Consider the following 15,215-nt stretch of genomic DNA (forward strand, 5'->3'; position numbering starts at 1 on the left):
AGCATTCGCATCCTGGGCATCGACCCTGGCTTGCAAACAACCGGCTTTGGCGTGATCGAGATCACCGGCTCGCGACTGCAGTACGTGGCCAGTGGCGTGATCGAGACCACGCGCGGTGAGATGGGCAACCTGCCTGCCCGATTGAAAATCATCTACGACGGCGTGCGCGAAATCACCGCGCGTTACCAACCCGATGTGGCCTCGGTTGAGATCGTGTTCGTGAACGTCAACCCGCAAGCGACCTTGCTGCTGGGGCAGGCGCGTGGCTGCGCCGTCACGGCCTTGGTGTCGTGCGACTTGCCCGTGGCCGAATACACCGCTTTGCAAATGAAGCAATCGGTCACTGGCCATGGCCGTGCAGCCAAATCGCAAATTCAGGAAATGGTCAAGCGCTTGCTGCAGTTGCCCGTACTGCCCCGGCAAGACGCGGCCGATGCCTTAGGGATGGCCATCACCCACGCCCATGCCAGCCCTTCCATGAACAAATTGGCTGCGCAAGGCGTGCTCAACCGCAAAACCCACGGCATGTTCCGCAGCGGGCGCAGCCATTGACGGTGAGCGATCAGTGGGGTGAGTAGGCCAGGCGCACATAAATTGGCGCAAAAGCTTCGGCCTGTGTGATTTCGATCAGGGTTTCCTTGGCCAGTTCCAGCAGGGCGATGAAGGTGACGACCAGCACAGGCACGCCCAAACTCGGGTCGAACAAGTGTTCAAATTCCACAAATTTTTGTCCTTGCAGGTGCTTGAGCACGATGCTCATGTGCTCGCGCACGCTGAGCTCTTCGCGGCTGATCTTGTGGTGCTGCACCAGATTGGCACGTTTGAGGATGTCGCGCCAGGCCGATTGCAGCTCATCCATGCCCACATCGGGAAAGCGTGGTTGCAGACTTTGCTCGATGAAGACCTGGGCCTGCAGAAAGTCGCGGCCATATTGCGGGATCACGTTCAGCTGCATCGAGGCCAGCTTCATCTGCTCGTACTCGAGCAGGCGGCGCACCAATTCGGCACGCGGGTCTTCGGCCTCATCGCCCTCAGGCGCTCTTTTGGGCGGCAGCAGCATGCGCGACTTGATCTCGATCAGCATGGCCGCCATCAAGAGGTATTCGGCGGCCAACTCCAGGTTGCGCTGGCGAATTTCGTCGACATAGCTCAGGTATTGACGGGTCACGCCCGCCATGGGGATGTCGAGGATGTTGAAGTTTTGCTTGCGGATCAGGTACAGCAGCAAGTCCAGCGGGCCTTCAAAGGCCTCCAGAAACACCTCCAACGCATCCGGCGGGATGTACAGATCGCTGGGCATGGTGAACAGCGGCTCCCCATACAAGCGCGCCAGCGCCACCTGGTCGACCACTGCAGGCATGGCCGCACTGGCCATGGCTTCGGGCAGCTGCAGGGGCTTGGGAGTGTCGGTGTTCACGGAGTGCCCAGTGAAGCTCAGGCTTTCGTCTGGTACACGTAGGGTTTTTGCGCCACGCGACCTTGCTTGAATTCGGCCTGAATGACCCGGTCTATCGGTTTGTCCCACAGCAGGCCTCGGCCTTGACGTTGTTCGGCTTCAAGCTCGGGGCGCTGTGCCTTGAGCTGGTCAATGAACTGGCTTGTGTCAGAGCTGTAATCGGGGCGGCGGAAAAAGGACATGGCAGGCAATCCGTGAGTAGCAAAAACAAAAGGGTTTTGGCAGCCTCAGAAGACCGCCAAAACCAGAATGACAGCATTTTAACGGGCCGGGTCTGCGCTCAGGCTGACGGCCAAGCCTATGCTGCTGCTCAGGTCGGGTTGCAGGTGTGCCCGCAGGTGTTCCACCAGACCACTGCGACGAGCCATGTCCAGTGGCTGGTGCGTCAGGCCACACACGATGAGGTGCACCTGTTTCTTGCGACAGGTCTCGACCAGGTTCATCAACGCATCGGCCCCTGACGAGTCGATGTAAATGACGTTTTTAAGGTCCAGCACCAGCGTGGGCGTGCTGATCTGGTCCTCGATGGATTCGACCAGCTTGACCGCCCCAAAAAACAGCGCACCGTACAAGCGCCAGGCCTGCACCCGGTGCTCAAATCCGGCCAGACCTGGCTGCTCAATGCGGTTCACGCCCTCGCAGCGGCTGAGGCTGGAGATTCGGTAGATGAACGTCAGGCAGGCGGCGATCAGGCCGACCTCGACCGCCACCGTCAGGTCAAACACCACGGTGAGGAAAAACACCGCCAGCAAGGTGATGCGGTAAGGCAGGCGGTACTGGCGCAGGAGCATGAATTCGCGCCATTCGCCCATATTCCAGGCCACAAACATCAAGATGGCCGCCAGCGCCGCCAGCGGAATGTGCCCAGCCAGGGGCGCAGCCACCAGCACCACGGCCAGCAAGGTCAGCGCATGCACCATCCCCGAAATCGGGGTGGTACCGCCGCTTTTGATGTTGGTCACGGTGCGGGCAATCGTGCCGGTGGCGGGCATGCCACCAAAAAACGGCGTGACAAAGTTGGCCAGGCCTTGGGCCATGAGCTCTTGGTTGGGGTTGTGGCGGTCGCCGATCATGCCGTCAGCAATGCGGGCGCACAGCAGCGATTCAATCGCCCCCAACAGCGTCAAGGTCAAGGTGGGCATGAGCAAAAAGCGGGCGCTGTCCCAGCTGAACTCGGGCCAGGTAAACCCGGGCAGCGAAGAGGGGATACCGCCAAACTTGCTGCCAATCGTCTCCACGGGCAGGTTCAGCAGCCAGGTGACCAAGGTGGCGAACACCAGCGCAATGATGGAGCCGGGCACCATGCTGGCCCAGCGGTAGCGGGTGTCTGTCAAGCGGCGGCTCATGCGCAGCCAGCCCACCACCAGAGACAAGGACGTCAGGGCCAACAGCAAGGCAGCCAGATTGGCCGTGTGCAGGCTCAACCACAGGGCGTTCAGGATGCCAAAGAAATCGGCCGGCATGGCGGCCACTTTCAGGCCCAGCAAGTCCTTGATTTGGGACAGCATGATCAGCACCGCGATGCCGTTGGTGAAACCGATCACCACCGCCACCGGGATGAATCGAATCAGCGTGCCCAAGCGAAACAAACCCAACAAAAACAGCAGCACGCCCGACATGGCGGTGGCCAAAATCAGGTTGGCCAGGCCATAGCGCTCGACGATGCCGTAGACGATGACGATAAAGGCCCCGGCGGGCCCGCCGATTTGCACCCGGCTGCCCCCCAAGGCGGAGATCAAAAAGCCCGCAATGATGGCGGTAAACAGACCCGCCTCGGGTTTGAGGCCCGAGGCAATGGCAAAGGCCATGGCCAGGGGCAAGGCCACCACACCCACGGTGAGGCCAGCGCCCACGTCTTGGGAGAATCGTTCGCGGTTATAGCCGGGCAAGCAGTCCAGCAATTTAGGACGAAAAAAACGCGTGGCCTGCATCCAGTTCATGGGTGTTTCGTGATTTTTTAGAGAGAAGTTATGCGGCACGCCAGCGCAGGTCGTCCAACAAGGGGCGCAGGCACAGCACCCAAAGCAGTGCTGCCAAAGGTACGGTGGTGATGTAACCCCAGTATTTAAAGCCCAATGCACCCATCAGCCCACCCAGAAAAAAGCCCAGCACCAGAACCAGATGCACCCGAAGGCGCTGGCGGTTGGCGCGCACCGGGGTGCCGGGTTGGCTCCGGTTCATGTACAAGAGTTTGCCCAGCTCGATGCCCAGATCGGTCACCAAGCCGGTGACGTGGGTGGTGCGGATTTCGGCCTTGGAGATTTTGGTGATGACCGCGTTTTGCAGGCCCATGATGAAGCACAGCAAGACCACCGTGACCGGCACAAACAGCTGAGACCAGGCCGCAATGGCCGCGCCAAACAGCCCGAAAACGAGCAAGGCCCCGGATTCGAGCAGGAGTGGCAGGGTATAGCTGCTGCGCAGTTGCTGGCGCAGGCCCCAATTCACCACCACGGCGGTGCACATGGCCCCAGCCACAAAGGCCAGCAAGCAAACGATGCCCGCCAGCGCCAGGGTGATGTTGCCCAACACCAAGTCATCGGCCACCGATGACACGATGCCGGTCATGTGCGAGGTGTAGCTGCCCACCGCCAAAAAGCCGCCTGCGTTGGTGGCCCCAGCCACAAAGGTCAACACCAGCCCCAACCGCAGATTGGTCTCAGGGCTTCTTTGCACACCGGTCCATCCGCGGATCAGAGGGAACATGTGCAGCCTTTAAGGTGGCAAGAGGTCAATGGATGCGCATGCCAGGCTTGGCACCGGGCCAGGGGTGCAGCACATAAATGCCGGCATCGGTCTTGTCATCGGCATGGCTGGCGGCCAGCACCATGCCTTCGCTCACACCAAACTTCATCTTCCGCGGCGCCAGGTTGGCCACCATCACGGTGAGTTGGCCAATCAGGTCTTCGGGCTTGTACATGCTGGCGATGCCACTGAACACATTGCGATGGCGTCCCTCGCCCACGTCCAGTGTTAGTCGCAGCAATTTGACCGAGCCCTCCACAGGTTCGCAGTTGACGATTTCGGCGATGCGCAGATCGATTTTGGTGAAGTCGTCGATGCTGATCGTGGGGGCGATCTCTTCTCCGCCGGGGATGATTTTTTCTTCGACCACGGCAGGCGGCTCGAACAGGGCTTCGAGTTGCTCGGGGGTGACGCGTTGCATCAGGTGCTGGTAGGCATTGATGGTGTGGCCCGCACCCAGCAAGCTTTGCGCTTGGTCAAAGGTGAAAGGCGTCACATTCAGGAAAGCTTCGACCTGCAAAGCCAATGCGGGCAGCACGGGCTTGAGCTGCAGCGAGAGCAAGCGGAAGGCTTCGATGCACGCGGTGCACACGTCGTGCAGGCGGGCGTCCTGGCCTTCTTTTTTGGCCAGGTCCCAAGGTTTGTTCTGGTCCACATAGCTGTTGACCTTGTCGGCCAGCAACATGACTTCGCGCAGGGCCTTGGCGTATTCGCGCTCTTCGTAAAAAGCGGCAATCGTGGGTGTGGTGCTTTGCAGTGCGGCCAGCAGTTCCTGACCGTCTGCACTCACGCTGCCCAGTTTTCCGTCAAATCGCTTGGCAATGAAGCCGGCCGAGCGCGAAGCGATGTTGATGAACTTGCCAATCAGGTCAGAGTTCACCCGCGCCATGAAGTCTTCGGCGTTGAAATCGATGTCTTCGTTGCGGCCCGACAGCTTGGCCGCCAGGTAGTAACGCAGCCACTCGGGGTTCATGCCCAGGCTCAGGTACTTGAGCGGGTCCAGGCCCGTGCCCCGGCTCTTGCTCATTTTTTCGCCATTGTTCACCGTCAAAAAGCCGTGCACGTTGACCTTGTCGGGCGTCTTGCGGCCTGAAAAGTGCAGCATCGCGGGCCAAAACAGCGTGTGGAAGGTGACGATGTCCTTGCCGATGAAGTGGATCTGTTCCAGATTCAGATTGGCCATGTAAGCGGCGTAATCTTCGCCACGCTGGTCCAGCAGGTTTTTCAGCGACGCCAAGTAGCCCACAGGTGCATCGAGCCAGACATAAAAGTACTTGCCAGGTGCGTCGGGGATCTCGATGCCAAAGTAAGGCGCATCGCGCGAGATGTCCCAGTCGCCCAGGCCTTCGCTGGTCGTGCCGTCGGGATTGGTGCGCACTGAAAACCACTCTTTGACCTTGTTGGCCACTTCGGGCTGCAGCTTGCCGTCTTGCGTCCATTGGCTCAAAAAGTCCACGCAGCGAGGGTCGGACAGCTTGAAGAAGAAATGCTCCGATGTTTTGAGCTCAGGCTTGGCGCCTGAGAGGGCCGAAAACGGGTTGATCAGGTCGGTGGGGGCATAAACCGCACCGCACACCTCGCAGTTGTCACCGTACTGGTCTTTGGCGTGGCACTTGGGGCACTCGCCTTTGATGAAGCGGTCGGGCAAGAACATGTTCTTTTGCGGGTCAAAGAACTGCTCGACCGAGCGTACTTCGATCAGCGAGCCGCCATCGGCCTCGGCAATGTCGCGCAGGTCGCGGTAAATCTGGCGGGCCAGCTCGTGGTTTTCGGGGGCGTCGGTGCTGTGCCAGTTGTCAAACTGGATGTGAAAGCCGTCTAAGTAAGGCTTGCGGCCCGCAGCGATGTCGGCCACGAACTGCTGGGGCGTCTTGCCTGCTTTCTCGGCCGCAATCATGATCGGCGCGCCGTGTGTGTCGTCGGCACCCACAAAATTCACCTGACTGCCCTGCATCCTTTGATACCGTACCCAGATGTCGGCTTGGATGTATTCCATGATGTGTCCGATGTGGAAGTTGCCGTTGGCGTAGGGCAGGGCCGTGGTGACGAAAAGCTGGCGGGGCGCGTTGGGGGCAGACATGGTGGGGCAGTTTGTAGGGGAATCGCTGATTTTAGGGTGTATGGGCTGGCTTGTCGGTAAACTTCCGCCCATTCAAGAAAGTGACCATGGCCACCACCGAACAACTTCTCCAAGCTCTGCAAGCCGTCATTGACCCGAACACGGGCAAAGATTTCGTATCCACCAAAACGCTGAAGAACCTGCAAGTCGAAGGCGGCGATGTGTCGTTTGAAGTCGAGCTGGGTTATCCGGCAAAGAGCCAAATTCCGGGCATTCGACAAGCACTGATTGCGGCCGCCAAAGGCGTGGCGGGCGTGGCCAATGTGTCGGCCAACGTGACCAGCAAGATCACGGCCCACAGCGCTCAGCGTGGCGTGGCGCTGCTGCCGCAGGTCAAAAACATCGTGGCCGTGGCCTCGGGCAAGGGCGGCGTGGGCAAGAGCACTACCGCCGTCAACCTGGCGCTGGCGCTGGCCGCTGAGGGCGCCAAAGTGGGCTTGCTGGACGCCGACATCTATGGCCCCAGCCAGCCCATGATGATGGGCATCGAGGGCCGCCCCGAGAGCGAAGACGGCCAGACCATGGAGCCCATGGAGAACTACGGCGTGCAGGTCATGTCGATTGGTTTCTTGGTGAGTCAGGATGAGGCCATGATCTGGCGCGGCCCCATGGCCACCCAGGCACTGGAGCAACTGCTGCGCCAGACCAATTGGAAAGAGCTGGATTATTTGATCGTCGACATGCCGCCGGGCACTGGAGACATCCAACTCACGCTAAGTCAGCGCGTGCCCATGACGGGCGCGGTGATCGTGACCACGCCGCAAGACATCGCCCTGCTGGACGCCAAAAAAGGCGTGAAGATGTTCGAGAAAGTCGGCGTGCCGATTTTGGGCCTGGTGGAAAACATGGCGGTACACGTGTGCACCAACTGCGGCCATATCGAACACATTTTTGGCGCTGACGGTGGCAAGAAAATGGCCGCTGAATACGGCATGGACTACCTGGGCGCACTGCCACTGGACATGCAAATTCGCCTGCAGGCCGACAACGGCAAACCCACCGTGGTGTCTGACCCCGACGGCGAAGTGGCCCAGATTTACAAGGCCGTGGCACGGCAGGTTGCGGTCAAGATCGCGGCCAAAGCCAAAGACTTTTCGAGCAAGTTCCCGACCATCAAAGTCAGCAAAGACACTTGATTACGCTGATCAGCGTGGTCTGAACATCACGTTCATTTCGTGGATCTTGTTGATGAACAAAGGGCGCAGACGCCCTTTGTTCATTCAAGCCGAGCCATCAGCCCTAGCCCTTTTGGCCGGCCCGCATCAGCTGACCCGGTAGTGCTCCTGTGGCTTGCTGGTTCTCAAAGATGGGCTGGCCAGCCACCAAGGTGGCGATGTAGCCATCGCAGCGCTGCGTCAGGCGCCTTCCGCCTGCAGGCAGGTCGTAGACCATCTCGGGGGCGTACAGCCGCAGCTTGTCGTAATCGATGATGTTGATGTCGGCTTTTTTGCCCACTTGCAACGTGCCCCGGTCGTGCATGCCGTAGATGCGTGCGGTGTCATGGGTTTGGCGTTTGACCATGGCTTCTACGCTGAAGGTGTCGCCCCGGGTGCGTGAACGGCTCCAGTGCGTCAGCATGAAGGTGGGCATGCTGACGTCGCAGATGTAGTTGCAGTGCGCCCCCCCGTCCGACAGGCTGTTGACGGTCACATCGCTCTGCAGCCATTCGTGCAGGTGGTCCAGGTTGCCATACGAGTAGTTGAAGCTGGGGTAATAGAGCATGGCCATGCCCTCGCGTTCCATCATCAGGTCGTACACCACTTCGAGGCCGCTGCGGCCCTGGGCCTGCATCATGGCTTTGACGCTTTCGCTGGTTTCGGGCTCGTAGTCCGGGTTGTCGGCCAGGCGGTAGATTTTGTGGAAGTTACCAAACATGACGCGCATGCGCTCATCGGTTCGCAGGCGCTCGCCGGTCAGGATGGCCTGGCGCACTTCGGGCTGGCGTAGCCGGGCGATGCGCTCGGGCCAGGGCAGCTTGGCGATCTCCAGATAGGCCGGGCTGACGATGAAGGGGTGCAAGCTGCTGTGCCACGAAAACAGCAGGCCCACGGGCCGGCCGCAGATGCCGCCATACAAGGGGATGTTTTGCGCATGGGCTTCCTTGAGGGTGCCCAGAATGTCTTTCCACAGGTCCGGGGCCGGGTCGGTTTGCTGCAGGTTGAACAGCACGGGCAGCTTGTTTTTGAGGGCCAAATTGCGCATCCACGGAATCTCGTGGTGCATCGAGATGTGGTTCGACGTCATCTGTAACACGCCGTGACCCACTTCACCCAATACCTGGCCGAGGGTGGAAATTTCTTCGCCAGTGGCAAAAGTGCCTGGTGGGTATTTGCGCTGGTCGTATTTGTGCAAAAAGGTGCGCGAGGTAGAAAAACCATAAGCCCCGGCCTTCAAGGCTTCGCGAACGATGTTGCACATCTCGAACAGATCGTCGGGCGTGGTCTCGTCGTGCTGGATGCCGCGCTCGCCCATCACATAGGCCCGCACGGCCGAGTGGGGGATTTGCGTGGCGATGTCCAAGGCCTTGGGGCGACGTGACAAGGCGTCCATGTACTCGGGAAAGCTTTCCCAATCCCACTGAATGCCTTCCGACAGCACCGCGCCGGGAATGTCTTCCACGCCTTCCATGACCGAGATCAGCCAGTCGCGTTTGTCGGGCTTGACCGGAGCAAAGCCCATGCCGCAGTTGCCCATGACGACGCTGGTCACGCCGTGTGACGTGGACGGGGAGAGGTAGGGGTCCCAGGTGGCCTGGCCATCGTAGTGGGTGTGGATGTCGATCCAGCCAGGGGTCACCATCGCGCCCTGGGCGTCCAGGGTGCGGCGGGCCGGTCCTGCTTTGCCGCCCACCTGGCTGATGACGCCTTGGTCTATGGCGATGTCGCCTGCTTGGGCTGGAGCGCCGGTGCCGTCGATGACCAGACCACCGTTGATGACTAGGTCGTGCATTTTGAATCTCTTCTCAGTTTTTGAAATAACTACCGGCTTCAGTCAAATTTGAGACCCGTTGCTTTGATCACTTGTCCCCAACGATCGTAATCTTTGCGAACAATCGCCGAAAATTCAGCAGGTGTTGTGCCACTGACTTCACTGCCTGCTTCTTCAATAAAACTTGTGACAGCTTTTTGACGTACCGCCTTTTGGAACGCCGCGGCGATCCGCTCAACAACAGCAGGATTGGTCCCAGCAGGCGCAAACAGCCCTTGCCAACCGACAATGTCAATACCCGGGACACCTTGCTCAGAGATGGTTGGCAAGTTCGGCAATACAGCTATCCGACGGTCTGTAGCAGTACCGATGCCCTTGACCAAGCCTGCCTTGATATTCACTACTGCAGATTGGGTGCCATCGAAGATCATTGGGACGACCCCTCCGATCAGGTCTTTAACAGCTTCAGATGACCCCTTGTAAGGAACATGGATCAGCTCAATATTGGCACTTCTTTGTAAAATTTCACCATTCAAATGTGATGTGGTCCCATTACCGTACGAACCGAAGGCAACTTTGCCTTTATTCGCCTTTGCATAAGCAACCAGCTCTTTTATGTTGTTGAAAGGGGCTTTAGGGTGAGCGGTTAAGACTGTTGCAGAGCGCACCAGTTGAGTGACGGGTATGAAATCACGAAACGGATCATAGGGAAGTTTTGAATACAGGTGGGGATTTTGTGTGTGCGTTACGACAAACGTGTAAAGCAGGGTATGTCCGTCAGGTGCTGAGCGCTTGACATCCTCTGCGGCAATAATTGTTGACGCACCAGGTTTATTGTCAATGATCAGATTCGTTCCAAGTTCGGCGCTCACAGAATCAAACATGAGGCGAAGAGTCGTATCAAGAATGCTGGGCGGAACAGGTAAAACGATACGTATTGGCTTCCCGGATATCGGAAAGCTTTGCGCACTTGAAACCATAGGAAAGCCGCCAAGTCCAAGCCCGGCGGAAGCCGCTGCCATCATCAGACTGCGTCTATTTTTATTCAAATTTCTCATTGAAAATGTCTCCTAGAAGTGAACACAAAATGCAAGATAACGGCTTGATAAAATACACAGTTCATTTTGACTTCGTCAGGGTTTACCAGTAATTCGAGCGTTGGTAAAAATGCCTTTTAAAGTAACCACTCTGTCGAAAATCAGCGCGAGGAAGCAAGTATTAAAGTGTGTGTCAGCGGCGCATTCTGCGCGTACTGTGGTGTGATTCCGACTATTATTTCTTCGATTTAATGGAGAAAAGAATAGGATTTTCAGGGGAAATCATTACCGATTGCGCCATTAAAACTTGAAATTATTTCCTTTGTTGAACTCTTAAAGTCAATGTAAGAGATCTCGTCAAAAAGAACAATTGCATTTTAAAATTTTTTATATAAAAAAAATTTATAGCTGGTGCTCAGTCGAAAACTACTATATTTCGGGCTATCCCCCCCCGTTGTAGTGCGGAAAAACCATCGTTAATTTGATCGAGCTTGAGCCGATTGGAAACCAACTTCTCTAATTTCATGCGACCTTGCATATGAAATTCAACCAGACGGGGGATATCGAGACGAAAGTGGTTTGAGCCCATCAAAGCTCCTTGTATCCTACGTTCGCGCAGAAAATCAAACCCGTGTAGTTCTATTTTGGTCCCAAGGGGGATCATGCCAACAATGGTAGACAAACCACGCGGACGCAACATCGCGAAAGAGGCCTCAGTGGTGGACTTAAGGCCGATGCACTCAAATGCGTAGTGGACGCCACCTTGGGTCATCTCAACGATTTTGGCGACGATGTCCGGATCTTTGGCATCCACTTCGTCGGTGGCACCGAAGATCTTGGCCATTTTCAGTTTGTTCGCATCAATGTCTATGGCGATGATGCGGGCCGCACCCGCCAAGTGCGCGGCATGGATGGTGGAAAGACCTACCCCTCCGCAGCCGAGCACGGCCACAGTGGTACCTGGTTCCATTCGGGCACTGTGAACAACCGAGCCATAGCCGGTGAGCACGCCACAGCCCAGCAGCGCCGCCAGTTCCATCGGCATGTCTTTGTGGATTTTGACCAAGGCGTTTTCGTGCACCAGCATCTGCTCGGCAAAGGACGATAGGTTCAGGAACTGGTTCAGATGCTCCCCCTTCCAGTGCAGTCTTTTAGCCTTGCCGGGAGGCATCTTGATCGCTGTGTTGCTGCATATGGTCTGGTGGCCAGTCAGGCAAAACTCGCAGTGGCCGCAGAACACCGATAGACAAGTGACGACGTGGTCGCCTGGCTTCACGTGGGTAACATCTTCACCCACCGCCTCAACCACCCCGGCAGCCTCATGACCCAGCACTGCAGGCACAGGGGTGGGGTACTTGCCCTCAATAAAATGCAGATCGCTGTGACAAAGACCACTCACGCGGGTTCGCACCAGCACCTCATTTCGCTTGGGCTTGTCGATTTCGATATTCTCGATGGTCATTGGCTGACCAGGGCCATGAAAAACAGCGGCTTTCAATTGAAGATCTCCTGCAAGATAGTGTTTTTCGAGGGTGGAGGGCTGAACCGATGTGGTTGCGCCTCTTTTAAGTACTCATCAAGCGAAATACAGATTTTTATTCTCCTGTCATGCCCGTTTCCAATGCTTTATCAAACGGCTACGTTCGTGTGTTGTCTCGAACCACAAATTAAACACCGTAAGTGCTTGCAGCTCAAGGGCTGACTCTGGTCGGGTACGCATTGGTAAACCGGAATCGATGTACCTGTTTAAATCAGCTCCAGCTAAAAAAGATAAGCCCCTGCCCTGTGTTTTGGGGCTTACGGGTCAATGAGAACGTGCTTGGCCTTTTCAGGCTCTTTGACCGGCCCGCATCAGCTGACCCGGCATTTCACCTGTGACTTGCTGGTTCTCAAAGATGGGGTGGTCAGCCATCAAGGTGGCGATGAAGCTATTGCAGGGCTGCGTTAGGCGGCCTCTTGTGCAAACGCCAGGCTGCCCAGCGGCCCAATGCACAGGCTGGCTAGCAGGGCGTCAGTCTATGTACGTCTGGGTTTCAGAAACGCGTTGTGGGGTCATGTCATGCAGGTCTCCTATGGGTTTTATGGGGCGCAACAGCCCGTTTGGTGCTGCACAACATTCAGCTTAGTGCTTGTCGGAAATAAAAACAATTGCAATTAAATTAAACTTTAATAAAATATTTGCATATGTTGAATCTGCGCCGACTGAAGCACTTGGCCGTCATTGCCGAGGAGAAATCTTTCCTCAAGGCGGCGCAGCGCCTGAACCTGACCCAGCCGGCGCTCACACGCAGCATCCAGACACTGGAAGAGTCCTTGGGCTTGCAGTTGCTCAACCGGGCGCATGAGGGGGTGAGCATGACGGACGCGGGGCAGCGGATCTTGCCCCGGGCCTTGCAAATTTTGGGGGATGCCGAGAGCCTCAAGCGCGAGGCGCAGCAACTGGTTGGGGTGGACTCGGGGCATGTGAATTTCGGCGCCGGGGTTTTCCCGGCAGAAGCTTTTCTGACCCGACTGCTGATCGAGCAGGTGCGAGAAAAACCGGGGCTCACTGTGGATGTGGACATTGGCAATTGGCAGCGGTTGCGGGGCAAGTTGCAACGCAATGAACTCGATTTTGTGGTGGCCTTGACGCACAGCTTGCCGCCGCCAGCCGACTTTGCCGTGCACCCGTTGCCGCCGCAGCGCTTTGGTTTTTTTGTGCGACAGTCGCATCCTTTGCTGGCGCTGGATGCATTGGCACAGCGTCAGGCTTTGCGCCAGTACAAGCTCATTGGCCCGGTTTTGCCGCATCAGGCCAGGCTGGCTCTTCAGGAGATTTATGAATTGCCCCACCACGAAGAATTGCCAGTGGGGCTGAGCTGCGACAGCGTGGCGGTGTTGCAGTCGGTGATGCTGTCCAGTGACAGTGTTTTGTTTGCCACGCACGAGGCCATGGCCAGCGTTTTGCCCAGCGGTATTTCCTCTGCACAGGGCCTTGCCTTGCCGCATGTGCAGTACGCCGCTGCACAGGCGCTGGCCACATCGGTCATCCATGCCCAAGGGCGAGTGCTGTCGCCGGCGGCTTTGTGGCTGATCGGCAAGATCGAGCAAGTGCTGGCTTCAACTGGCTCTGAAGTGAACGATTCTGTGCTGGTGGCTGAGCCTCCGGCTTGAACCTCCGTTGAAGCAGCTTTTGGTTCGCATGGCGTCCTTGTGAACGGCCTGGACGTTGGTGTTTAGCTGGCTTTTTCCTGCTCACGCAAGCGAAAGCGCTGGATCTTGCCTGTGGCGGTTTTGGGCAGCTCGGCCACAAACTCGATGAAGCGTGGGTATTTGTAGGGGGCCAGGCGCTCCTTCACGAACGCTTTGATCTCCTCCTGCGTCAGGCTCTGGCCCGCCTTCAGCACGATGAAGGCCTTGGTCTTGGTCAGGCCGTCGGTGTCTTCCTTGCCGATGACGGCCGCTTCAAGAATAGCGGGGTGTTGCACCAGCGTGGATTCGACCTCAAAAGGCGACACGTAAATGCCGCTGACCTTGAGCATGTCGTCGTTGCGGCCCGCGTAGGTGTAGTAGCCGTCGGGGTCGCGGGTGTATTTGTCGCCGCTCTTGGTCCAGACGCCCTGGAAGGTGTCGCGCGATTTCTCGCGGTTGTTCCAGTACATGAGGGCGCTGCTGGGGCCCTGGATGTAGAGGTCGCCGATTTCGTTGGGGCCGGTCACCACGCTGCCGTCTTCGTTGCGCAACTGCACTTCGTAGCCGTGCACAGCCTTGCCCGTGGTGCCGTAACGCACGTCGCCCGGGCGGTTGGACAAAAAGACGTGCAGCATTTCTGTGGAGCCGATGCCGTCGATGATGTCGCAGCCGAAATGGTCACTCCAGCGCTCTGCGATGTCACGCGGCAGCGCCTCTCCTGCTGAGGAGCACAGACGCAAAGCCACCTGGCTTTTGGCGGGCAGTTCGGGGTTGGCCAGCATGCCGCCGTAGCCGGTGGGGGCACCGTAAAACACCGTGGGCTGGTGGTCGACCAGGCGCTTGAAGGTGGCTTGCGGGGTAGGGCGCTCGGCCATCAACACCACCGTAGCCCCCACGCTCAAGGGAAAGGTGAGGGCGTTGCCCAGGCCATAGGCAAAGAACAGCTTGGCGGCCGAGAACACGGTGTCGCTTTCCTGCAGGTTCAGCACGCCTTTGCCGTACAACTCGGCCGTCCAGTACAGGTTGCCCTGGCTGTGCACCGTGCCCTTGGGCTTGCCGGTGGAGCCCGACGAATACAGCCAGAAGGCGGGCTCATCGGCCAGGGTCTGGGCAGGCAGCACCGGGTTGTTCTGGGCCACAAAGTCGGCCATGTTGAATTGGCCCTGTGCCAAAGCGCCGGTGGGGCGCGAGACCAACACCTGACGCACCTCGGTTTTGACCAGGTCCAGGGCGCTTTGCAGCGTGGGCAGCAGGGCGCCCGAGACCAGGGCGGCCTGGGCGCGGCTGTTGCTCAGCATGAAGGCATAGTCTTCGGCTGTGAGCAAGGTGTTCACCGCGACCGGCACCACGCCTGCATAGAGCGCGCCCAGAAAGGCCACCACCCAGTCGCTGCTGTCTTGCATCAGCAAGAGCACGCGCTCTTCACGTTTGATCCCCATGGCCTGCAGGCCACCGGCAAAGCGGCGGATCTGCTCAGTCAGTTCGCCATACGTCACAGCGCCGACATCGTCGATCAGCGCGGTTTTACCGCCGCGATGGGCGTTGCTGGCGATCAGGTGTTGGGCGAAATTGAAGTCAACGGGGGGGCTACTGGGGTTCATGGTTTGTCTCCTCGGATGCTCTGATGTTGTGGTAACGATGACTTCTTTAAAAGGGGGCTCAGAAGGAACAGGTTGTGGGCATGCAAAAAAAATTCATTTAAAGGGCCTGAGACCTCCTGTGCAATCCAACGCATGCAACAAAAACTTTTCTTGCTGTG

Annotated in this window: 12 protein-coding genes; 3 read left to right on the top strand and 9 right to left on the bottom strand. The window is 57.9% G+C overall.

What is annotated here, in order from left to right; translation table 11 throughout:
- Positions 1-3: 3 nt before the first annotated feature.
- On the top strand, positions 4-552 hold the full coding sequence (gene ruvC / locus B9Z49_RS01190) for a crossover junction endodeoxyribonuclease RuvC (RefSeq protein ID WP_108351708.1): 549 nt from the start codon (positions 4-6) through the stop codon (positions 550-552).
- Between the two features lie 10 nt (positions 553-562).
- Here ruvC and B9Z49_RS01195 read toward each other — a convergent pair whose 3' ends face one another.
- The 5 genes from B9Z49_RS01195 to metG form a co-directional block, all read right to left on the bottom strand.
- Positions 563-1,375 carry a ScpA family protein gene (locus tag B9Z49_RS01195; protein WP_108351709.1) on the bottom strand — a complete coding sequence of 271 codons (813 nt, stop codon included), beginning with the start codon at positions 1,373-1,375 and terminating at the stop codon, positions 563-565.
- 59 nt (positions 1,376-1,434) lie between these two features.
- Positions 1,435-1,638 carry a DUF3460 family protein gene (locus B9Z49_RS01200; RefSeq protein ID WP_108351602.1) on the bottom strand — a complete coding sequence of 68 codons (204 nt, stop codon included), beginning with the start codon at positions 1,636-1,638 and terminating at the stop codon, positions 1,435-1,437.
- Positions 1,639-1,716: 78 nt separating this feature from the next.
- A complete protein-coding gene (locus tag B9Z49_RS01205; RefSeq protein WP_108351603.1) occupies positions 1,717-3,396 on the bottom strand; it encodes a SulP family inorganic anion transporter in 1,680 nt (559 codons plus the stop codon).
- A 28-nt stretch (positions 3,397-3,424) separates the two neighbouring features.
- Positions 3,425-4,162 (bottom strand): YoaK family protein, encoded by a 738-nt coding sequence (locus B9Z49_RS01210; protein ID WP_108351604.1) that lies wholly within the window; start codon positions 4,160-4,162, stop codon positions 3,425-3,427.
- 25 nt (positions 4,163-4,187) lie between these two features.
- Positions 4,188-6,281 (bottom strand): methionine--tRNA ligase, encoded by a 2,094-nt coding sequence (gene metG / locus B9Z49_RS01215; protein ID WP_108351605.1) that lies wholly within the window; start codon positions 6,279-6,281, stop codon positions 4,188-4,190.
- 86 nt (positions 6,282-6,367) lie between these two features.
- Here metG and apbC point away from each other — a divergent pair, with 86 nt between their 5' ends.
- Positions 6,368-7,456: an iron-sulfur cluster carrier protein ApbC gene (apbC, locus tag B9Z49_RS01220; RefSeq protein WP_108351710.1), complete on the top strand. Its 1,089-nt coding sequence runs from the start codon at positions 6,368-6,370 to the stop codon at positions 7,454-7,456.
- 103 nt (positions 7,457-7,559) lie between these two features.
- On the opposite strand, the gene B9Z49_RS01225 is transcribed toward apbC, so the two are convergent.
- From B9Z49_RS01225 to B9Z49_RS01235, 3 genes are all read right to left on the bottom strand, one after another.
- The gene (locus B9Z49_RS01225) at positions 7,560-9,269 is read right to left on the bottom strand and encodes an amidohydrolase family protein (RefSeq protein WP_108351606.1); all 1,710 of its coding nucleotides are present in this window, start codon (positions 9,267-9,269) and stop codon (positions 7,560-7,562) included.
- A 38-nt stretch (positions 9,270-9,307) separates the two neighbouring features.
- A complete protein-coding gene (locus B9Z49_RS01230) occupies positions 9,308-10,306 on the bottom strand; it encodes a tripartite tricarboxylate transporter substrate binding protein (RefSeq protein ID WP_108351607.1) in 999 nt (332 codons plus the stop codon).
- Positions 10,307-10,700: 394 nt separating this feature from the next.
- Positions 10,701-11,783, bottom strand: coding sequence for a Zn-dependent alcohol dehydrogenase (locus B9Z49_RS01235; RefSeq protein WP_108351608.1), 1,083 nt, complete (start codon positions 11,781-11,783; stop codon positions 10,701-10,703).
- 686 nt (positions 11,784-12,469) lie between these two features.
- On the opposite strand from B9Z49_RS01235, the gene B9Z49_RS01240 reads away from it, so the two are divergent.
- Positions 12,470-13,438, top strand: a complete 969-nt coding sequence (locus tag B9Z49_RS01240; protein WP_108351609.1) for a LysR family transcriptional regulator — start codon at positions 12,470-12,472, stop codon at positions 13,436-13,438.
- A 62-nt stretch (positions 13,439-13,500) separates the two neighbouring features.
- Here the strand turns inward: B9Z49_RS01240 and B9Z49_RS01245 are convergent, their stop codons facing one another.
- On the bottom strand, positions 13,501-15,057 hold the full coding sequence (locus B9Z49_RS01245) for a benzoate-CoA ligase family protein (RefSeq protein WP_108351610.1): 1,557 nt from the start codon (positions 15,055-15,057) through the stop codon (positions 13,501-13,503).
- Positions 15,058-15,215: the final 158 nt, after the last annotated feature.

The sequence above is a fragment of the Limnohabitans sp. 2KL-51 genome (assembly GCF_003063645.1).
In the GTDB taxonomy this organism is placed as follows: domain Bacteria; phylum Pseudomonadota; class Gammaproteobacteria; order Burkholderiales; family Burkholderiaceae_C; genus Limnohabitans_A.